This window comes from Pseudaquabacterium inlustre, from assembly GCF_038066595.1.
Taxonomy (GTDB): Bacteria; Pseudomonadota; Gammaproteobacteria; order Burkholderiales; family Burkholderiaceae_C; genus Pseudaquabacterium; species Pseudaquabacterium inlustre.
Genome location: NZ_JBBUTH010000008.1, coordinates 241,617 through 260,787, shown reverse-complemented (window position 1 = coordinate 260,787; position 19,171 = coordinate 241,617). Strand labels below are relative to the sequence as shown.

The window sequence follows — 19,171 nt, the reverse complement described above, 5'->3', positions numbered from 1 at the left end:
TATGCTGGCGGCACCATGAGCACCCACCGCGCAGCGCCGATGACGGCCGAGTCTCGCGATCGACGCGACGTCTGGCCCGACACGACCCCCATGCCGCTGGAGCCGGAATCGTTGTCGCCGGCGCCCATCGACGGTCTGGACGTCAACGAGATCGAGAGCGAGACGGTCTTCGACCGCCTGTTCGGCAACCTGCCTTTGCCTACGTTCCGGCGCGGTTAGGCGCGCCAGGCGCTCAGGCGCCGAACGGCCGCACGCCGAACAGCAGGCCGTGGCCCCAGAAGGCCAGCGCCGCCCACAGCAGTGCGCCGATCAGCAGCGCGCGCAGCGTGCCGGCGGTGGTGCCAGGCGCCGCCACCGTGCCCGCGGCGCGGTCGCGCTGGCGCAGCGACCGGAAATCCAGCACCGCCCAGAGCAGGAAGCTGCCGAACAGCAGCAGGTCGGCCAGCGTGTTGTTGGCCAGCAGGTGGGCCAGCGCCCAGACCTTGACCGACAGCACCATCGGGTGCCGCAGCCGGGCCTTCAGGCCGTTGCGCGGCACATAGGCCGCCACCAGCAGCACCATCGAGGCCAGCATCAGCAGGCCGGCCAGGTGCCGCGTCCAGGTGGGCGAGGCCCACAGCACCACCGGCGCCAGCCGGGCCTGGCCGTAGCCCCACACGACGAGGGCCAGGCCGGCCAGCGCGCCCAGCGTGTACAGGCCCTTCCAGGCGTTCTCGCCCAGGCGGGCCACCATCCGGCTGCGCCAGCCATCGGCCACGATGCGCAGCGAATGCAGGCCCAGGAACAGCAGCAGGCCGAAGATCAGGGCGCGCATCGCAGCATCCTTCAGAGTGGGTGCCGGCGATGGTAGCGGTCTGCCGCGCCGCTTACTTGCGCGCCGGGCTCTTCAGGTACAGCGTCCACAGGCGGGCCAGGTCGGCCGTGCCGTCGCTGCCCTTGACCTGGGCGAAGGTGCCCAGCGCATCGGCCACCTTGCCGGCGCGCACCTGCACCACGCCCAGGTGCAGCAGCGCGTCGTCGGGCTGGCGCAGGCCGCCCTTGGCCTGGCCCACGGCCATCACGGCCAGGGCCTTGTCGTGCTGGCCGGCGCCCGACAGCGCCATGCCCAGCGCGAAGGGCACGTTGCCGTCCTTGGCGTTGCGGGCGGCGGTCTCGGCGTCGTTCAGGCTGGCGCGGTCGTTGGCGGCGGCCTTGGTCACGGCCTCGCGCAGCTTGCGGTCGGCCGCGGCATTGGCGTCCTTGCCCAGCACGCCGCTGTTGAAGCCATCGTCCAGCAGCTTCTGCGCCTCGGAGGGCAGACCGATCTGGCTGGCACGGTAGGCCATGTCGCCCACCTCACCGGCCGGCAGGCTCAGGCCCACGGCCTGCTTCAGGCGATACAGGTCCAGGCGCAGGCGCTCGTCGGCGAAGCCGTTGCGCTGCGCGGTGCGCGCGATCAGCTCATTCCAGTAGTCGGACTTGCCAGTGGTGCCGGCCAGCTTGGCCAGCGTGTCCAGGTAGCCGGCGTCGTCCTTCAGTGTGTTCTGCGCCACCGCCAGGCGGCTGAGCAGCACCTCGCCAGGCACGCGGTTGGCAGCCTCCTCGGCCTTGACCAGGGCGGCGAACTCGCGCACGGCGCCGGCCTGGTCGCCGGTCTCGGCCAGCAGGCGCGGGTAGAGCTCGCGCAGTTCGGTGCTGTTGCCGCCGGCGGCCACGTACACCGGGTAGCGCTGCACGGCCACCGCGTACTGCTTGTGCTGCACGGCCAGGCGGATCAGCGCCTCGTTCAGCGGCCGGCGTTCGGCCTCGGGCAGGAATTCGGTGTCGATCACGCCCTGCAGCGCGGCCATCGCCTGCGCTGTATCGCCCTTGCCGCTGGCCGCGGCCAGGCGGAAGCGGCCGACCACATAGCGCTCGTACGGTGTGATGCCGGCGATGGCCTCCACCGCCGTCAGCTTGTCCAGGGCCTCCTGGTGCTTGCCGGCCTTCAGCGCCTCCTGCGCTTCCTGCAGCGGCTTGGCGGTTTCGGCGCGCACGCTGGGCGCCGAGGCGGCCGCGGCCGGCGCCGCCGCCTGCTGGGCCAGCACCGGCGCGGTGCCGGCTGCCGCCAGCACGGTGAGCGTGGCCAGGGTGATCGCGCGCAGCGTGCGGCGCGGCTGGGTGGTGAAGCAGATGGGCAGGCGGGTCGTCAAGCGGGCACCCCGTGAGGCGGTGAAGAACGAAGGCGGGAGTGTAGTCAGCCGCCGTCACCGCGCGGGGTACCGGCGAGTTTCAGCCCATCCGGCCGGGCGCGTGGCCGGCCGGGTGGGTGGGGGCAGCCCCCGTCGCGTGGGCGCGTCAGTTCAGCGGCGTGATGCCGGCGATGGCCCATTCGCCACCCACCGGGCGCACCAGGTGCCACAACTCGGCGAAGGGCTCGGCCGGGCGCTCGGCTTCCTCGCGGATCAGGCCCGAGTAGCGCACGCTCACCACGTCCTGACCCATGCCGTCGCGGGTGACGTCGGCGATGGTGGCGTCGAGCTGCACCACATCGGTCTGCTGCTTGGCGGCGCCGCGCTCCTGCAGATCCACCCGCAGCGAGGCAAACAGCTCGGGCGTCGTGAACTTGCGCAGGTCATCGACATTGCCGGCGTCGTTGGCGGCCTGCATGCGCACGAACACCATCTTGGCCAGGCGAATGAAGTCGTCGCGGTCGATGCCGGCGGGCAGGGCCGGCTCGGCGGCGGCCGGTGCGTCCAGCGGGCCGGCACCGGCGGTGCTGGCGGCGCCAACCGGATCGGCCAGGCTGCTGCGCTCGGTCATCGGCGTGGCTTGCACCGGCTGGGCCGGCGACGGTGCCATGGCCGGGCCCGCGCCCAGGCCGCCGCCCGAACCCGCCCCGGCGCCGGCACCGGCCAGGCCCAGGTTGCCCATCGAGCCCATGCCGGAGGCGGCCGGCTGGCGCTTGGCGCCCAGGCGGCCCAGCACGAAGCGCAGCAGCGCGAACGCGGCCACGGCCAGCAGCGCGATCATCACGAAATTGGCCAGGCCCTCGCCCATGCCGAAGTGGCTGAACAGCGCCGCCAGGCCGATGCCGGCGGCCAGGCCGGCCAGCGGGCCCATCCACGAGCGCTTGGCCGGCGCGGCCGCCGCCGCGGCGGTGGCGCCGGCCATGGCCGGGGCGGCCTGCTGGCCTGCGGGCTGGGCGCCCGGCGCCTGGGCCGGGGTGGGTGGCGTGGCCGGCTTGGCGGGCGTGGCCGGCATCTGGCGTTGCAGCCCGGCCGGCTTGCCGCTGCCCAGGCGCTTGGCCTCGGCGAAATGCGGGGCCATGCCCAGGGAACCGACGGCCACGGCCATCGACAACGTCAGCAGCAGTTTCTTCATATGCGCAAGGTCTCCATGCGGTGTCCGGCATGCCCGCGCGCCACGCGCACGGACCGGTCGGCATTGTGAGCCCTGGCGTCGCCAGAGGTTCCGTGCCCGCTGTGCACCGGGTGTGCTGTCTGTCGCAGCAGCGACAGCCCGGCGCCGCACAAGCCCGGGTGGTCAGCCACCGGGTCGCGCGGCAGCATCGGCCGCGACACCGACGCGATCACGCCAACCCAGGGAGCCCGCCATGACCGACACCACCACCACCCGCCGCTGGGTGCGCCGCCCCGAGGGCTCGACCTGGGGCGATTTCGGCGCCGACGACCAGCTGGGCCGTCTGAACCTGATCACGCCCGAGCGCCGCCGCGCCGCGGTGGCGGAGGTGCGCGAGGGCCTGGCCTTCGGCCTGAGCCTGCCGCTGGACTACCCCGGCGGCGCGGTGCTGAACCCGCGCCGCCACCCGCCGACGCTGCGCCCCACGGCGCTGAACGGCCAGCCGTTCATGAACCAGCCGCTGTCGCTGGTGGCCGAGCGCGCCACCGACGTGATCTGCGACGACCAGGTGACGATGAGCCTGCAGTACAGCACGCAGTGGGATAGCTTCGCCCATGTGGGCAGCTGGTTCGACGCCGATGGCGACGGCGAGCCCGAGAAGGTGTACTACAACGGCTACCGCGCGCACGAGCACATCGTCGGCCCCGGCGACCGCCTGCTGGCCGCCTGCGGCTGCGGCGAGGACGGCTCGTACGCCCGCGCGCTGGGCATCGCCAACTTCGCCGAATCACCCATCCAGGGCCGCGGCGTGATGGTCGACCTGGCGGCGCACCTGGGCCGCGAGCGCGTGTTCGTCGACCATGCGCTGCTGATGCGCATCCTGGCCGACGACGGCGTGGTGGTCGAGCCGGGCGATCTGTTGCTGATCCACACCGGCTTTGCCGAGGCCGTGCTCGAGATGAACCGAGAGCCCGATCCCCAGGTGCTGCACCACGCCTGCCCGGTGCTGGACGGCCGCGACCCGGCCCTGCTGCAGTGGGTGACCGACAGCGGCGTGGCCGCACTGTGCGCCGACAACTACGCGGTGGAGGGCTACCCCGCGCGTGATGTGCCGGGTCCGCGCGCCGCGCTGCCGCTGCACGAGCACTGCCTGTTCAAGCTGGGCGTGCCGCTGGGCGAGCTGTGGTGGCTGGGCGACCTGGCCGCCTGGCTGCGCGCGAACGGCCGCTCGCGCTGCCTGCTCACCGCCCCGCCGCTGCGCCTGCCGGGCGCGGTGGGCTCGCCGGTGACGCCGGTGGCGACCGTGTGACGTTTCTCCGCCAGACGTGACCAGGGCCCGTCGCCGGGCCCTGTGGATGCGTTCAGACCGGCTGGACGGTCAGAACGGAATGTCGTCGTCCATGTCGTCGAAGCCGGTGCTCGACTTCGGCGCCGGGCGCTGCGCGGCGGCCGGGGCGCGCGGGGGCGGGGCGCTGCGACGCGGGGCCGGCGCCGGGGCGGCGCCCATGTCGTCGTAGTCGTCGCCACCACCACCGCCGGCCGGGGCGCCGCGGCCCATGCCGCCACCGCCGCCGCCCATGCCGCCTTCCTCACGGCCGCCCAGCAACTGCATGGTCTCGGCGAAGATCTCGGTGGTGTACTTCTCCACGCCGTCCTTGTCGGTCCACTTGCGGGTCTTCAGGCGGCCTTCCACGTACACCGGGCGGCCCTTCTTCAGGTACTCGCCGGCGATTTCGGCCAGACGGTCGAAGAACACCACGCGGTGCCATTCGGTCTCTTCCTGGCGCTCGCCGCTGTCCTTGCTCTTCCAGTTGCGCGTGGTGGCAAGGCTGACGTTGCACACGGCGCTGCCGCTGGGCGTGTAGCGCACCTCGGGGTCACGACCCAGGTTGCCGATGAGAATGACTTTGTTGACCGAGGCCATGGCCGGTGCTCCTGCTGCGCGGGGACGGAAAGGTGGAAGGGGCGCGATTGTCCCCGAAACGGCATCTTAGCCACCCGCCGCGGCCGCTGGCAGCCGCCCGGAGGAGGGTGGCGCACCCTCTTTCGGCGGGGCCGGCCCGGCGGCGGGCGTGCCGGTCGGTACCATCGCGTCCCGATGCCCACCTCGCGCGCCGCTGACACCCATTCCACCGACCCGCTGGACATCCTGCAGCAGGTCTTCGGCTACACCGCCTTCCGGGGCCAGCAGGGGGCCATCGTCCAGCAGGTCACGCAGGGCGGCGACGCGCTGGTGCTGATGCCCACCGGCGGCGGCAAGAGCCTGTGCTACCAGGTGCCGGCCATCGCCCGCCACCGCGCCGGCCATGGCGTGACCCTGGTGGTGAGCCCGCTGATCGCGCTGATGCAGGACCAGGTGGGTGCGCTGGACGAACTGGGCGTCAGCGCCGCCTTCCTGAACAGCACGCTGGACGGCGACGAGGCGCGCCGCATCGAGCGCGATCTGCTGGCCGGCCGACTGGTGCTGCTGTACGCCGCGCCCGAGCGCATCCTCACGCCGCGCTTCCTGGCGATGCTCGATTCACTGCACGAGCGCGGCCTGCTGGGCTTGCTGGCCATCGACGAGGCGCACTGCGTCAGCCAGTGGGGCCATGATTTCCGCGAGGAGTACCTGGGCCTCAGCGAACTGCATGAGCGCTACCCCACGGTGCCGCGCATCGCGCTCACCGCCACGGCCGACGACCACACCCGCGCCGACATCATCGAGCGCCTGGCGCTGGCCGAGGCGCAGCTGTTCATCGCCAGCTTCGACCGGCCCAACATCCGCTACACCATCGTCGAGAAGGCCGATGCCAAGAAGCAGCTGCTGCGCTTTCTGGCCGACGAGCACGAGGGCGATGCCGGCGTCGTCTACTGCCAGAGCCGCAAGAAGGTGGAGGACACGGCGGCCTGGCTGAAGAGCGAGGGCATCAGCGCGCTGCCGTACCACGCCGGCATGGAGAGTGAAGCGCGCCGCGTGAACCAGGACCGCTTCCTGCGCGAAGAGGGCATCGTGATGGTGGCCACCGTGGCCTTCGGCATGGGCATCGACAAGCCCGACGTGCGCTTCGTGGCCCACCTGGACCTGCCCAAGAACATCGAGGGCTATTACCAGGAGACCGGCCGCGCCGGCCGCGACGGCCTGCCCGCCGACGCCTGGATGGCCTATGGCCTGGCCGACGTGGTGAACCAGCGCCGCATGATCGACGATGGCGAGGCGGGTGAGGACTTCAAGCGCCTGCAGCGCGCCAAGCTGGACGCGCTGCTGGCGCTGGCCGAGGCGCACGACTGCCGGCGCGTGCGCCTGCTGGCCTACTTCGGCGAGCACAGCGAGCCCTGCGGCAACTGCGACAACTGCCTGCACCCGCCGGAAACCTGGGATGCGACGGAAGCCGCACGCAAGCTGCTCAGCTGCATCTACCGCTGCCACCAGGCCAGCGGCTTCGGCTTCGGCGCCGGGCACCTGATCGACGTGCTGCGTGGCAAGCGCACCGACAAGGTGGTGCAGCGCCACCACGACACGCTCAGCACCTTCGGCATCGGCGCCGACATCGCCGAGACGCAGTGGCGCAGCGTGCTGCGCCAGCTGATTGCGCTGGGCCATGTGCAAAGCGAAGGCGAATACAACACGCTGTCTTTGACCGATTCAGCCCGCGCGGTGCTGAAGGGCGAGATCACCGTGACGCTGCGCGTGCCCAGCGAGGCACCCAAGGGTCGCAGCCGGCGGTCGTCGGGCAGCAGCCGCGGTGGAGCGGAGAAACCCCCGCCGCTGCCGCTGGACGAGGCCGGCCTGCAGCGCTTTGCCGCGCTGAAGGCCTGGCGCGCCGAGATCGCCCGCGCGCACAAGCTGCCGCCCTACGTGGTGTTCCACGACGCCACGCTGGCCGAGATGGCGCGCGAGGCGCCCGATTCGCTGGATGCGCTGGCCGGCGTCAGCGGCGTGGGCGCCAAGAAGCTCGAGGCCTACGGCAGCGAGATCCTGCGCGTGCTGGCGGTCAACGCCGGCTGAGCTGCAGGCGCAGGCCGCCGGCTGGCCGCAGCGTCACCTGCATCTCGGGCGCGCCTAGCGGCTGGCCACTGATGGGTGCCAGGCGGTAGCGCTGCAGCAGCATCGCGGCCACCAGGGTCATTTCCAGCAGCGCGAAGTGCTGGCCGATGCACACCCGCGGGCCGGTGCCGAAGGGCAGCCAGGCGCCGCGCGGCGGCGGTGCGTCGCCGCCCCGGTCCACCGGCAGAAAGCGCTCGGGCCGGAAGGTCTCGGGATCGGGGAACCAGCGCGCATCGCGCTGCACCACCCAGGGCGAGATGCGCACCAGCGCGCCGGCGGGGATCGTCCACGGCCCGGCCTGCACCGGCGCGCGGGTGCGGCGGGTCATCAGCGCGCCCAGCGGCGGGTACAGGCGCAGCGTCTCCTTCAGCGTGGCGCCCAGCCAGGCCAGCTGCGGCAGGTCGTCGGCCGTGGGGTCGCGGCCGGCCAGCAAGGCATCCACCTCGGCCTGGGCGCGGGCGGCGGCTTCGGGGTGGTGTGCCAGCATCGCGCTCCACCACAGCAGCGCGCTGGCGGTGGTGTCGTGGCCGGCGGTGAAGGTCACCAGGCATTGGTCCATCAGCTCCTGCGGGTCCAGGCCGGCGCCGTGGTCGTCGCGCACGGCCAGCAGCATGGCCAGCAGGTCGTCGGCGGGCGCTGGGTCGGCGGGGGCGGCCTGGCGCCGCGCGATGTGCCGCCGCACCAGGCTGTGCAGGATGTCGATGGCGCGGCGCTTGTCGGCCTTGCCGGGCAGCGGCAGCCAGTCGGGCAGGGTGACGGGCCAGAACATCTCGCGCATCGCGGTGGCGTTGGCGGTCTTCACGGCCCAGGCGGCGTCGGCCGATTCCCGCGCCGTGGCCGCCGCTCCGAACAGCGTGCGCAGGATCACGTCCATGGTCAGGCGGGTGAACAGCGCGTCCATGTCCACGTCGGCGCGGTCGGCGCCGGGCATCACCGCCATGTCCAGCGCGTGGCGTGCGGCGTCCACCATCAGGCGGCCATAGCCGGCCACGCGCCTCGGCGTGAAGCCGGGCTGCAGCATGCGGCGCTGGCGCTGCCAGGTGGCGCCCTCGGTGACCAGCACGTTCTGGCCCACCAGTTCGGCAAACACCTCGGGGCCGCGCTCCCAGCGCTGCAACTGCTCATGCTGGTCGACCAGCACCTGGCGGATCAGCTCGGGTGCGAACAGGTCGTAGGCCTGCTCGTGCACCAGCTGCATGAAGGTCACGTCGCCATGCTGGCGCTGCAGCCGGGTGACGAAGCCCAGGTAATCGGCGCGCATCGCACGCATGGTGCCCAGGCCCCACCAGGGCGTGGGCGGGCCGGGTGGCCGGGCTGCAGGTGGTGCGCTGGGAGCGGCGGCAGCGTCGCTGCGGTGGGGGGATGGGAGGCTGGCATGCGGGTTCATGGCGGCCATGCTGCGGCGCCATGGCGGCGCTGTCTTGAAGCTTCACGACATCGCCGGGCCTTGCACCGCCGGTCAGCGGCACGCTTCTACACTGGCGCCATGCCCAGCCCTGCCGGCACCGCCCCGCTGGCCCCCGACACCCGCAGCCAGCTGCTGTTGCCCAGCGCGGCCATCGGCGGCTGCGTGCGCGCCTACACCGAGCGCGACACCCGCGGCTGCGTGCTCAGCGAGGCGCAGCGCTTCAACCACTTTCCGGCCACGCCGTATTGCTCGCTGGTGTGGGTGCTGGCCGGCGATGCGGCCATCGTGCGCACCGACCAGCCCGACGCGCCCGGCCTGGCCGGCGCGCCGCGCACGCCGGTGGGCGCCGACTGGCTGATCTCCGGCCCGCAGACCCGGCCGATGGTGAGCTGGAACCCCGGCCCGGCGCTGGGCTTCTGGGTGCTGCTGCAGCCCGACGCGCTGCATGCGCTGACCGGACTGGACAGCGCCGCCTGGTGCAACCAGCTGCTGCCGGCGGCGCCGCTGCTGGCCCAGGCCCGCGACGCCGCGGGCTGGCAGGCGCTGGACCAGGCCGTGCGCGCCGCGCCCGACACCGCCGCGCGCGTGGCCGCGGTGGAAGCCTTCGTGCTGCCGCGCTGGCAGGCCGCGCGGCCGGCGCAGCCGCTGGGCCTGCACCATGCGCGCGACTGGGCGGTGGCCGTGGCCCAGCGCGCCGCCACCTCCGGCCCGGGCCGCAGCCTGCGCCAGCTGGAGCGGCGCATCAAACGCCACACCGGCCTGCCGATGCGCGAGTTGCGCGTGCTCAGCCGTGCCGAGGCGGCCTTCTTCCAGGTCCGGGCCGAGCCGGACGGCGAGCGCCCGCGCTGGGCCGAGGTGGCCAGCGACGTGGGCTACGCCGACCAAGCCCACCTGTGCCGCGAGACGCGCCGCGTCACCGGCTTCACGCCCAGTGAGCTGCGCCAGCGCATCGCCGAGGACGAGGCCTTCTGGGCCTATCGTCTATGGATATGAAGCACCCGGTGCCGCGGGTACGCGGCACCACCCGCCGGGCGGGTAGGCCGGGTGGCTTCGGGCGGCCGGGCGCTCGCCCGGCTCGCTCCGTTGGATGCTGTCACGGCTCGTCGCTCAACGCCCGCAGCGCCGCCATCAGCTGCGGCATGGCCAGGCGCGCATGGCCGGCGTCGGCGGCCAGCACCACGCCTTCGCGCTTGAGGGCCGAGATCAGGCGACTGGCGGTTTCCACCGTCATGCCCAGCATCGCGCCCATCTGCTGGCGCGAGGGCAGCCACACGCGGCCGTCGGGCTCGCTGAACTCGCTGATCTTCAGCAGCAGGCGCAGCATGCGCCAGCGCGCGCTGCCGGCCGACAACTCGGTGAGCCACTCCTCGGCCTCGTCCAGCGCGGCCTGCCAGCGCTTCATCAGGTCGCGCCGCATCTCGGCGTGGTCCTTGGCCAGCTCGTCGATCATCATCCGCGGCAGCCGGCACACCTTCACCGGCGTGCAGGCCACGGCGTCGGCCGAGTAGGTCTGGCCCAGCAGGGCCTCCAGGCCGATCAGGTCGCTGCGGCCGGCCAGGCGCACGATGCGGCGCTCGCCACGCTCGCTCATGCGCTCCATGCGCACCACGCCCTCGCGCAGCGTGAAGGCCGCCAGACCGGGATCGTTGGCCGAGAACAGCCGCTGGCCGGGCTGCACCTGCAGGTCGGCGATGTGGCCGTGGATGTGCTCCAGCGCCGCCACGTCCAGCACGCCGAACAGCGAGCTGCGGCGCACGCCGCAGCCCAGGCAGGCGCGGGCCTGCGGGTTGAACACCACATGGCGGACGTTCGCTGGCGCCGTGCTGGGCCCTCCCACCGGCAGAAGATCGTGTTTGGCGCTCACTGCAACACCTTTGCGCTTGGACCGAGCTGTGTTCATACCCTCCCCGGGTACGACTCCGATTCAGTATGAACAGCGGTTCTGGAGCGATCACCCCAGAGTGGGCAGGCACCGTCTGCGTCGCGTCCGCACCACGCGGCGCCCGGCCGGGCGCACCCCCCGCCCGGTGGCCCGCATCGGGCGGGCCGACTATGATGGTCGGTTGCCCTCGAACCGCCGCGTCCCCATGTCCCGCCCCCAGAATGCCGCAGCACCCGTTGCACCCGCCGGCGCCATCACCGCTTCCAGCCACCTGCAGATCCGCGGCGCGCGCACCCACAACCTCAAGGCCATCGACCTCGACATCCCCAAGCACGCCCTGGTGGTGATCACCGGCCTGTCGGGCTCGGGCAAGAGCAGCCTGGCCTTCGACACGCTGTACGCCGAGGGCCAGCGCCGCTATGTGGAGAGCCTGAGCGCCTACGCGCGGCAGTTTCTGCAACTGATGGACAAGCCCGATGTCGACGTGATCGAGGGCCTGGCCCCGGCCATCAGCATCGAGCAGAAGGCCACCAGCCACAACCCGCGCTCCACCGTGGGCACGGTGACCGAGATCCACGACTACCTGCGCCTGCTGTTCGCGCGCGCCGGCACACCCTTCTGCCCGGATCACAACCTGCCGCTGCAGGCGCAGAGCGTGGGGCAGATGGTGGACACCGTGCTGGCCCTGCCCGAGGACACCAAGCTGATGATCCTCAGCCCCGTGGTGCGTGACCGCAAGGGCGAGTTCGTCGAGCTGTTCGCCGAGATGCAGGCCAAGGGCTATGTGCGCTTCCGCGTCGACGGCCAGATCGTCGAGGCCACCGAGCTGCCGGCACTCAAGAAGAACGAGAAGCACGACATCGACGTGGTGATCGACCGCCTGAAGGCCCGGCCCGATGCCAAGCAGCGCCTGGCCGAGAGCTTCGAGGCCGCGCTGCGCGCCGCCGAGGGCCGCGCCATCGCCTTCGAGATGGACACGGGCAAGGAGCACCTGTTCTCCAGCAAGTTCGCCTGCCCGGTGTGCAGCTATGCGCTGGCCGAGCTGGAGCCGCGGCTGTTCTCGTTCAACGCGCCGATGGGCGCCTGCCCGGCCTGCGACGGCCTGGGCCAGCAGACGGTGTTCGATCCCGAGCGCGTGGTGGCCTTCCCCAGCCTGAGCCTGGCCGGCGGTGCCGTGAAGGGCTGGGACCGCCGCAATGCCTACACCTTCAGCCTGCTGGAGAGCGTGGCCGCGCACTACGGCTTCGACATCGAGGCCCCGTTCGAGGAACTGCCCGAGAGCGCGCGCCACACGCTGCTGTACGGCTCGGGCGAACAGGACATCGAGTTCGTCTACCAGGCCGAGACGGCCAAGGGCAAGCCGCGCATGGTCAAGCGCGCGCACCCGTTCGAAGGGATCATTCCCAACTTCGAGCGCCGCTACAAGGAGACCGACTCGGTCGCCGTGCGCGAGGATCTGGCCCGCTACCAGGCCGCCAAGCCCTGCGCCCACTGCCACGGCGCGCGGCTGCGGCGCGAGGCGCGCCATGTGTTTCTGGTGGGCGCCGATGGGGCCGATGGCCAGCCGGCCGTGCCACGCCAGGCCATCTTCGAGATCGAGCACGCCACGCTGGCCGAGGCGCTGGCCTACTTCGAGCAGCTGCACCTCACCGGCGCCAAGGCCGAGATCGCCGACAAGGTGGTGCGCGAGATCCGCGCGCGGCTGAGGTTCCTGAACGACGTGGGCCTGAACTACCTGAGCCTGGACCGCAGCGCCGACACGCTCAGCGGTGGCGAGGCCCAGCGCATCCGCCTGGCCAGCCAGATCGGCAGCGGCCTGACCGGCGTGATGTACGTGCTGGACGAACCGAGCATCGGCCTGCACCAGCGCGACAACGAGCGCCTGATCGGCACGCTGCGCCACCTGCGCGACCTGGGCAACAGCGTGCTGGTGGTCGAGCACGACGAGGACATGATCCGCGCGGCGGATCACGTGATCGACATGGGCCCCGGCGCCGGCGTGCACGGCGGCCGCGTCATCGCCCAGGGCACGCCCGAGGCCGTGGCCGCCCACCCGGAGAGCCTGACCGGCCGCTACCTGGCGCAGGCGCTGCGCATCGAGGTGCCGAAGGAGCGCCGCGCCTGGCTGCCCAAGCCGGCGGCTGAAGCCGCGGACGAGCCGGCCGCGCCGCGCAAGCGCCTGCCCGATGGCAGCTGGCCCAGCTTCACGCAGAGCACGGCCACGTCGCTGCGCATCGTCAACGCCCGCGGCAACAACCTCAAGGGCGTGACGGTGGAGATTCCGGTGGGCCTGCTCACCTGCGTCACCGGCGTCTCGGGCTCGGGCAAGAGCACGCTGATCAACGACACGCTGTACGCCGCCGTGGCCAAGAAGCTCTACCAGAGCCATGCCGAGCCCGAGGCGCACGACGAGATCGAGGGCCTGGACGCCTTCGACAAGGTGATCAACGTCGACCAGAGCCCGATCGGCCGCACGCCGCGCAGCAACCCGGCCACCTACACCGGCCTGTTCACGCCGATCCGCGAACTGTTTGCCGAGGTGCCGATGGCGCGCGAGCGCGGTTACGGCGCCGGCCGCTTCAGCTTCAACGTGGCTGGCGGCCGCTGCGAGGCCTGCCAGGGCGACGGGGTGATCAAGGTGGAGATGCACTTCCTGCCCGACGTCTACGTGCCCTGCGACACCTGCGCCGGCAAGCGCTACAACCGCGAGACGCTGGAGGTGCTCTACAAGGGCAGGAACATCCACGAGGTGCTGGGCCTGACGGTCGAGGCCGCGCACGGCTTCTTCAGCGCCGTGCCGGCGCTGGCGCGCAAGCTGCAGACGCTGCTGGACGTGGGCCTGGGCTACATCACGCTCGGCCAGAGCGCCACCACGCTCAGCGGCGGCGAGGCCCAGCGCGTGAAGCTGGCGCTGGAGCTCAGCAAGCGCGACACCGGCCGCACGCTGTACATCCTGGACGAGCCGACCACCGGCCTGCACTTCGCCGACATCGAGCTGCTGCTGCGCGTGCTGAACCAACTGCGCGAGGCCGGCAACACCATCGTCGTGATCGAACACAACCTCGACGTCATCAAGACCGCCGACTGGCTGATCGACATGGGCCCCGAAGGCGGCGCCGGCGGCGGCACCGTGGTGGTGGCCGGCACGCCCGAGACCGTGGCCGACTGCGCGGCCAGCTTCACCGGACGCTTCCTGAAGCCGCTGCTGGGACGGTAGGCAGGGCATCCGGCGACGCGGGGATGCGTCGCCGGCTGCCTTTACCTCCCACAACGTTCGCGCAACAGCGCCGCGCAGCGCGCGGCCTAGCCTTCATGGCATGGCGTCCTTGCCATGAAAGGCCTGCGATGAACCCGCCCCTCGCCCCGCTGTTGTCCCCCGCGATCACGCCCGCGTGGCGCCGCGCCCGCGCGCTCAGCGCGCTGCCCCATGTGCTGCCCGGTCAGCCCCCGCAACCGGCGCGGGCGCTGTGGGTGCACGGCCGCACCGCCGACGGCCTGCCGCTGGTGTTCGAGGCCGAGGCGGGCGACATCGTGCACCTGCGCGGCGGCAGCCCCGATCTGCAACGCGCCGTGCTGGAAACCGCCGCACTGGTGCGCGAGCCGCTGGGCCGCTGGGACGTGCTGGGCCTGGACGCGCGCGGCCTCAGTCCGGCGCAGCGCCAGTTGCTGCAGCGCCGCCACATCGGCCGCGCGCTGCTGGGCGATGCGCTCGATCCGCAGCTCACAGCGCTGGGCAATGTGGCCGTGGCGCGCCGCCTGGTGCAGCCCGACGCGGGCGACGATTTCGACCTGGCGGCGCTGGAGCTCGATGCCCTGGGCCTGTCGGATGTGATGCACCGCCGTCCGGCCCAGCTGGCAGCGGCCGAGCAGCGCCTGGTGCTGATCGCCCGTGCCCTGGTGGGCCGCCGCCGCCTGGTGGTGGTGGAACAGCCCGAGGCCGGCCTGTCGGCACTGCAGATCACGGCCGTGCGCCTGTCGCTGTGGACGGCCGCGGCGCTGCACGGCTGCTGCGTGCTGATGAGCACCGACCACCCGCGCCTGGCCGCCAGCGCCAACCGCGGCGTGCCGCTGCATGCCGGCCGCGGTGCCGGCCGCTGGATGAGCGCGGCATGAGCGGCCGTCGCCCGTTCGCGATGCCCGGTGCCCGGGGGCCGCGCCTGCGCGCCGGCCGGGTGGCGGTGCGCACCGTGCTGGCGCTGCAGGCCCTGCTGGTGCTGTGGCCGGCTTCAGCGGCCCAGGCAGCCCAGGCCACCCAGGTGGCGCCGGTGGCGCCGGTGGTGGCCGTGGCCGCGTCTCTTGCCGGCCCCTGGTGGCAGCAGTTCGACGACCCGGTGCTCACCGCCCTGCTGGCGCCACTGGGCGAGGCCCAGCCGGGCCGTGCGCAGGCCCTGGCCCGGCAATGGGTGGCCGTGCGCGTGTACCACCTGCAAGGGGCCACCGCCGACGCGCTGGGCCGCATGGCGCGGGCGCAGCAGGCGGCCCTGATGGACCTGCCGGCCGACACGCCCGGCCGCGACGACGCGCTGGCCCGCGTGGCCACGCAGCTGGCCCAGGCCCAGCGCCATGCCGAAGACCGCGCGGCGCGGCGCGACCAGGCGCTGGCCGAGGTGGCGCAGCTGAGCGGCCTGCCAGGCGAGGCGCAAATTCAACGACTGGGCGCGGCGCTGTCCGATGGCCGCCTGCCTCACCTGGTGGCCGAACCGCCCACGCTGCGCGTGACCCTGTCGGCCCACACCAGCGAGCAGGCCCAGCGCCTGACCACGCTGCATGCCTGCCACGAGGCGGCACGCCAGGCCGACCGCGCGGTGCTGGCCGCGCGCCAGGCCCTGGCCCAGGCGCGGGCACTGGCACCGGCCGGTGCACCGCCGGCCGGCCCGGCCGGCCCGGCGGGGGCCTCGGACGACCTGCCCACCGATGCGGCCACCGCGCAGGCCACCCAGGCCCTGCTGCTGGCCATCAGCCGCCAGGCGGCCACCGCCGGCGACCTGGCACTGGCGTGGCTGGAGTGGCTGGCCATCGAGCCGGCGGCGCCGCCTGCGCGCACGGGCGCCGGTCACACGGCCACGCGCGCGCCGGGCAAGCCGGTCTGAACCACCGGCTGGACGCCGCGTGGCCGCCGTGGTGGGCCCAGGGGTCGCTCGGTGGCGGGCGCTGCGCTGGCCTCAGTGGTCGGCCACCGCCACGCGGTCGCGGCCGGCCGCCTTGGCGGTGTAGAGCGCACGGTCGGCGCGGTCGATCAGCGCCTCGGGCGCCTCGCCGGCATGCCACACCGCCGCACCCAGCGACAGGGTGATGCGCTCGATCGGTGCCTCGTGCCCCTTGCGGCGCACGCGGCTGCCGGCCACGGTGGCGCGCAGCTTCTCGGCCAGCGCCAGGGCCTCGTCCAGCGTGGCCGCGGGCAGCAGCACGGCGAACTCCTCGCCGCCCACGCGCGCGGCCAGCGCGGGCTCGCGCACCACGGCCTGCAGCACCTGGGCCACGGCGCGCAGCACCTGGTCGCCGAAGGGGTGGCCGTAGTTGTCGTTGATGCGCTTGAAGTGGTCCAGGTCCATCATCAGCAGGCAGGGGCGGCGTGCGTCGGCGCCGCTTGCGCCACCTGCGCTGGCCGACAGCTCGGCGCCCAGGCGGCGGTCGAAGGCGCGGCGGTTGGGCAGACCGGTGAGCGCGTCCACCTGCGATTCCTCGCGCGCCCGCTGCACCTCGTGGCGCAGCTGGTCGATCTCGCGCTGGCTGTCGGCCAGGCGCTGCTGCAGCCGGGCCATGTCGGTCTGCATCTGGCGCGTGTGCGCCATCAGCTCCTCCAGCATGGCCGGCGGGTGCCCGGCGGCGTCGGCATCGGCGTCGGGCGGCAGGCCGCCATCGCCCGCCTCGGCCAGCTCGGCCGCCATGCGTTCGAGCGTGAGGCCGTAGCGCGAGGTCTGGTCCTTGGCCAGTGCGGCGTGGGCCGACATGCCGCCGATCAGCTGCCGCAGGCCCTCGCTGACACGCTGCATCGTCTGCGGATCATGCTCGGCCAGGTAGCGGTGGAACAGCTGCGCCGTGGTGGCCTCGTCCAGCGAGCCGCGCTGGGCCAGGTGGTGGTCGACCTCCAGCCGCAGCGGTGAGGCGGTGTCGGCCACGTAGGCATACCAGACCGCGTAACTCATCGGGTGCAGCGCGGCGGATTGCCGCGACATCAGCGGCAAGGCCTGGCGCAGCAGCTCGGTGCTGCGCTCGGGGGTGTGGGGGTACTGCATGACGGCGGGGTGTGTACGGCGGGTCGGCCATGCGCCCGGTCGCGGCGCGCGGGCGGCCATCGGCCATTGGCGTATCTTCGGCAGCCTCGGCCGGTGCTGAAGCCCCGCGGCAGCGTGCCCGGGCCGGCCCAACGCCAACTGGAGCACGCCATGCGCCCTGCATCACGCCTGTTCACCGCCCGTGCGCTGCGCCGGGCCCGCCTGTCGGTGCTGGCGCTGGCCTGGCCGGTGCTGGCGGCGCAGGCAGCGCAGGTGGCCGCAGGCACGGCCTACGACGGCCCGCTGTTCGATGCCCACCTGCACTACAACGAGGAGGCCTGCGCGCTGGGCGCCGACTGCCCCTACCCGGTGGCCGAGGTGCTGGCGATGATGCAGCGTGCCGGCGTGCGCGCCGTGGTGGCCAACAGCCGGCCCAACGACGGCACCAAGTCACTGGCCGCAGCCACCGAGGCCACGCGTGCGGCCGGTGTGACGGTGGTGCCCTTCGTGCGCCTGTACCGCAACCGCGCCGACTACACCGGCTGGTTCGCCGACGAGACCATCGCCACGATGGTGCAGCAGGAGCTGGCCGCCGGCACGCGCGCGGGGCCCTTTCGCGGCCTGGGCGAGTTCCACCTCTACGACAGCCGCAATGCCGACGGCCCCATCGCCCGCCGCCTGATGCAGCTGGCGCAGGCGCGCGGCCTGGTGGTGCTGGCGCATGTGGACGACGATGCCATCGAGCGCCTGATGGCCCATGCGCCGCAGGCGCGCCTGGTGTGGGCGCACACCGGCATCGGTGGCGTGCCCATTGCGCGCGTGCGCGCGCTGCTGCAGCGCCACCCCACGCTGATGGGCGAGCTGTCGTACCGCCCCGGCCTGACCGATGGCGAGGGCCGCCTGAGCCCCGAATGGCAGGCGCTGCTGCGCGAGTTCGACACGCGCTTCCTGGTCGGCTCGGACACCTGGATCAACCCGCGCTGGGGCGCCTACGAGGCCTTGATGGCCGAGGCGCGGCGCTGGCTGGGCAGCCTGCCGGCGGATTCAGCGCGGCGCATCGCCTGGGGCAACGGCGCGCGGCTCTTCGGCCTGCCGGAATGAAAACGGCCGGCATGAAGCCGGCCGTGTGTGTGGCGATCGGCGGGCCTCGTTGACCGAGGCACCGCGCGAGGCATCACTTGAGGTGCGAGTTGATCAGCTTGGTCATCTCGAACATCGACACCTGGGCCTGCTTGAAGATCTCCTTCAGCTTGGCGTCGGCGTTGATCATGGTCTTCTTGACCTTGTCCTGCAGACCGTTCTTCTTGATGTATTCCCACACCTTCTTGGTGACCTCGGTGCGCGGCAGCGGCTTGTCGCCGATCACGGCGGCCAGGGCGGCGCTGGGGGTCAGGGACTTCATGAAGGCGGCGTTGGGCGTGCGCTTCTTGGCGGCGGCCTTCTTGGCCGGAGCAGCAGCCTTCTTGGCGGGCGCGGCGGCCTTCTTGGCCGGGGCCGCAGCCTTCTTCGCCGGAGCGGCGGCCTTCTTGGCCGGAGCCGCCTTCTTCGCAGCGGGCGCGGCCTTCTTCGCCGGAGCCGCCTTTTTGGCCGGAGCGGCCTTCTTCGCAGTTGCCATCTGGATACTCTCCATCACGTGAGTGGTTGATGTGCCGGGGCCTGGGTCGGGGGTTGCATGAACCCGCGCTTCTCTCTGTGGCCTCTGCAGCTGCAATGGTACTGCCACCCCATGGGGCTGAGAAGCTGTTTTCCCTCGTAAAACCCGCTTTGGCGCCCTGTGGAGAGCGCTTTTGTCGCCGCCAGGCATCACCTGGGCACGGGCAGGCCGTGCCAGCCTGCTTTTGTCATACCGTCACCCGTATGCCGCCGAGGGTGCGCAACCCACGTCGCGCATGGGCCGCAGGCCCGGCCGGCGCTATGCTCGCGACCATGATGAAGCTGCTTGTGCGATGGATGCTGCTGGCGGCCGCGCTGCTGCTGGTGGCCCACCTCTACCCCGGCGTGACCGTGGCCAGCTTTGGCGCGGCCATGGTCGCGGCGCTGGTGCTGGGCCTGCTCAACACGCTGGTGCGGCCACTGCTGGTGGTGCTGACCTTCCCGGTCACGCTGGTCACGCTGGGGCTGTTCCTGTTCGTGATCAACGCGCTGATGTTCTGGTCAGCCGCTGGCGTGCTCGACGGCTTCAACGTCACTGGCTTTGGCGCGGCGTTGATCGGCTCGCTGATCTACAGCCTGTGCGGCATGGTCATCGACGTGGCCATCGAGCGCCTGTTCACCCGCAACGAGTTCTGAGTCAGGACGACGGACGCCGGAAGGCGTTC

17 protein-coding genes are annotated in these 19,171 nt (G+C 72.6%); 9 read left to right on the top strand and 8 right to left on the bottom strand.

Translation table 11 applies throughout. The features are described 5' to 3' along the window. Positions 1-15: 15 nt before the first annotated feature. Complete coding sequence (locus AACH10_RS15725; protein WP_341411398.1) at positions 16-219, top strand: hypothetical protein; 204 nt, start codon at positions 16-18, stop codon at positions 217-219. A gap of 13 nt (positions 220-232) precedes the next feature. Here the strand turns inward: AACH10_RS15725 and AACH10_RS15720 are convergent, their stop codons facing one another. From AACH10_RS15720 to AACH10_RS15710, 3 genes are all read right to left on the bottom strand, one after another. Then, positions 233-814 (bottom strand): NnrU family protein, encoded by a 582-nt coding sequence (locus tag AACH10_RS15720; RefSeq protein ID WP_341411397.1) that lies wholly within the window; start codon positions 812-814, stop codon positions 233-235. Between the two features lie 52 nt (positions 815-866). After that, positions 867-2,171 (bottom strand): tetratricopeptide repeat protein, encoded by a 1,305-nt coding sequence (locus AACH10_RS15715; protein ID WP_341411396.1) that lies wholly within the window; start codon positions 2,169-2,171, stop codon positions 867-869. A gap of 145 nt (positions 2,172-2,316) precedes the next feature. Beyond that, positions 2,317-3,342, bottom strand: coding sequence for a Tim44 domain-containing protein (locus AACH10_RS15710; protein ID WP_341411395.1), 1,026 nt, complete (start codon positions 3,340-3,342; stop codon positions 2,317-2,319). A 232-nt stretch (positions 3,343-3,574) separates the two neighbouring features. Here AACH10_RS15710 and AACH10_RS15705 point away from each other — a divergent pair, with 232 nt between their 5' ends. Next, complete coding sequence (locus AACH10_RS15705) at positions 3,575-4,630, top strand: cyclase family protein (protein ID WP_341411394.1); 1,056 nt, start codon at positions 3,575-3,577, stop codon at positions 4,628-4,630. 69 nt (positions 4,631-4,699) lie between these two features. Here the strand turns inward: AACH10_RS15705 and ssb are convergent, their stop codons facing one another. After that, a complete protein-coding gene (ssb, locus tag AACH10_RS15700) occupies positions 4,700-5,245 on the bottom strand; it encodes a single-stranded DNA-binding protein (RefSeq protein ID WP_341411393.1) in 546 nt (181 codons plus the stop codon). A gap of 174 nt (positions 5,246-5,419) precedes the next feature. Between ssb and recQ the strand changes: the two genes are divergently transcribed. Then, a complete protein-coding gene (recQ, locus tag AACH10_RS15695) occupies positions 5,420-7,309 on the top strand; it encodes a DNA helicase RecQ (protein ID WP_341411392.1) in 1,890 nt (629 codons plus the stop codon). Here the strand turns inward: recQ and AACH10_RS15690 are convergent. Next, positions 7,296-8,735, bottom strand: a complete 1,440-nt coding sequence (locus tag AACH10_RS15690; RefSeq protein ID WP_341411391.1) for a cytochrome P450 — start codon at positions 8,733-8,735, stop codon at positions 7,296-7,298. The two genes, recQ and AACH10_RS15690, sit on opposite strands and share 14 nt — an antisense overlap. A 99-nt stretch (positions 8,736-8,834) precedes the next feature. On the opposite strand from AACH10_RS15690, the gene AACH10_RS15685 reads away from it, so the two are divergent. Continuing rightward, a complete protein-coding gene (locus tag AACH10_RS15685) occupies positions 8,835-9,749 on the top strand; it encodes a helix-turn-helix domain-containing protein (protein ID WP_341411390.1) in 915 nt (304 codons plus the stop codon). Positions 9,750-9,849: 100 nt separating this feature from the next. Here the strand turns inward: AACH10_RS15685 and AACH10_RS15680 are convergent, their stop codons facing one another. After that, on the bottom strand, positions 9,850-10,620 hold the full coding sequence (locus AACH10_RS15680) for a Crp/Fnr family transcriptional regulator (RefSeq protein WP_341411389.1): 771 nt from the start codon (positions 10,618-10,620) through the stop codon (positions 9,850-9,852). Positions 10,621-10,843: 223 nt separating this feature from the next. Here AACH10_RS15680 and uvrA point away from each other — a divergent pair, with 223 nt between their 5' ends. The 3 genes from uvrA to AACH10_RS15665 all read left to right on the top strand — a co-directional run bounded on the left by uvrA (position 10,844) and on the right by AACH10_RS15665 (position 15,728). Then, the gene (gene uvrA / locus AACH10_RS15675; RefSeq protein WP_341411388.1) at positions 10,844-13,855 is read left to right on the top strand and encodes an excinuclease ABC subunit UvrA; all 3,012 of its coding nucleotides are present in this window, start codon (positions 10,844-10,846) and stop codon (positions 13,853-13,855) included. A gap of 128 nt (positions 13,856-13,983) precedes the next feature. Further along, a complete protein-coding gene (locus AACH10_RS15670) occupies positions 13,984-14,751 on the top strand; it encodes a P-loop NTPase family protein (protein WP_341411387.1) in 768 nt (255 codons plus the stop codon). Next, positions 14,748-15,728, top strand: coding sequence for a hypothetical protein (locus AACH10_RS15665; RefSeq protein ID WP_341411386.1), 981 nt, complete (start codon positions 14,748-14,750; stop codon positions 15,726-15,728). Before AACH10_RS15670 ends, AACH10_RS15665 begins: the two co-directional genes overlap by 4 nt. 72 nt (positions 15,729-15,800) lie before the next feature. Here the strand turns inward: AACH10_RS15665 and AACH10_RS15660 are convergent, their stop codons facing one another. Continuing rightward, positions 15,801-16,874, bottom strand: a complete 1,074-nt coding sequence (locus AACH10_RS15660; RefSeq protein ID WP_341411385.1) for a GGDEF domain-containing protein — start codon at positions 16,872-16,874, stop codon at positions 15,801-15,803. 150 nt (positions 16,875-17,024) lie between these two features. Between AACH10_RS15660 and AACH10_RS15655 the strand changes: the two genes are divergently transcribed. After that, positions 17,025-17,954 carry an amidohydrolase family protein gene (locus tag AACH10_RS15655; protein ID WP_341411384.1) on the top strand — a complete coding sequence of 310 codons (930 nt, stop codon included), beginning with the start codon at positions 17,025-17,027 and terminating at the stop codon, positions 17,952-17,954. A 73-nt stretch (positions 17,955-18,027) separates the two neighbouring features. Here the strand turns inward: AACH10_RS15655 and AACH10_RS15650 are convergent, their stop codons facing one another. Next, positions 18,028-18,468, bottom strand: coding sequence for an SWIB/MDM2 domain-containing protein (locus AACH10_RS15650; protein WP_341411383.1), 441 nt, complete (start codon positions 18,466-18,468; stop codon positions 18,028-18,030). Between the two features lie 314 nt (positions 18,469-18,782). Here AACH10_RS15650 and AACH10_RS15645 point away from each other — a divergent pair, with 314 nt between their 5' ends. Beyond that, positions 18,783-19,142 carry a phage holin family protein gene (locus AACH10_RS15645; RefSeq protein ID WP_341411753.1) on the top strand — a complete coding sequence of 120 codons (360 nt, stop codon included), beginning with the start codon at positions 18,783-18,785 and terminating at the stop codon, positions 19,140-19,142. The last annotated feature ends 29 nt before the right edge of the window (positions 19,143-19,171 follow it).

Coding starts and splice junctions, on each gene's coding strand:
- AACH10_RS15725 (WP_341411398.1), top strand. CDS start 16: ATGAGCACCCACCGCGCAGCGCCGATGACGGCCGAGTCTCGCGATCGA.
- AACH10_RS15720 (WP_341411397.1), bottom strand. CDS start 814: ATGCGCGCCCTGATCTTCGGCCTGCTGCTGTTCCTGGGCCTGCATTCG.
- AACH10_RS15710 (WP_341411395.1), bottom strand. CDS start 3,342: ATGAAGAAACTGCTGCTGACGTTGTCGATGGCCGTGGCCGTCGGTTCC.
- AACH10_RS15705 (WP_341411394.1), top strand. CDS start 3,575: ATGACCGACACCACCACCACCCGCCGCTGGGTGCGCCGCCCCGAGGGC.
- ssb (WP_341411393.1), bottom strand. CDS start 5,245: ATGGCCTCGGTCAACAAAGTCATTCTCATCGGCAACCTGGGTCGTGAC.
- recQ (WP_341411392.1), top strand. CDS start 5,420: ATGCCCACCTCGCGCGCCGCTGACACCCATTCCACCGACCCGCTGGAC.
- AACH10_RS15690 (WP_341411391.1), bottom strand. CDS start 8,735: ATGAACCCGCATGCCAGCCTCCCATCCCCCCACCGCAGCGACGCTGCC.
- AACH10_RS15685 (WP_341411390.1), top strand. CDS start 8,835: ATGCCCAGCCCTGCCGGCACCGCCCCGCTGGCCCCCGACACCCGCAGC.
- uvrA (WP_341411388.1), top strand. CDS start 10,844: ATGTCCCGCCCCCAGAATGCCGCAGCACCCGTTGCACCCGCCGGCGCC.
- AACH10_RS15670 (WP_341411387.1), top strand. CDS start 13,984: ATGAACCCGCCCCTCGCCCCGCTGTTGTCCCCCGCGATCACGCCCGCG.
- AACH10_RS15665 (WP_341411386.1), top strand. CDS start 14,748: ATGAGCGGCCGTCGCCCGTTCGCGATGCCCGGTGCCCGGGGGCCGCGC.
- AACH10_RS15660 (WP_341411385.1), bottom strand. CDS start 16,874: ATGCAGTACCCCCACACCCCCGAGCGCAGCACCGAGCTGCTGCGCCAG.
- AACH10_RS15655 (WP_341411384.1), top strand. CDS start 17,025: ATGCGCCCTGCATCACGCCTGTTCACCGCCCGTGCGCTGCGCCGGGCC.
- AACH10_RS15650 (WP_341411383.1), bottom strand. CDS start 18,468: ATGGCAACTGCGAAGAAGGCCGCTCCGGCCAAAAAGGCGGCTCCGGCG.
- AACH10_RS15645 (WP_341411753.1), top strand. CDS start 18,783: ATGAAGCTGCTTGTGCGATGGATGCTGCTGGCGGCCGCGCTGCTGCTG.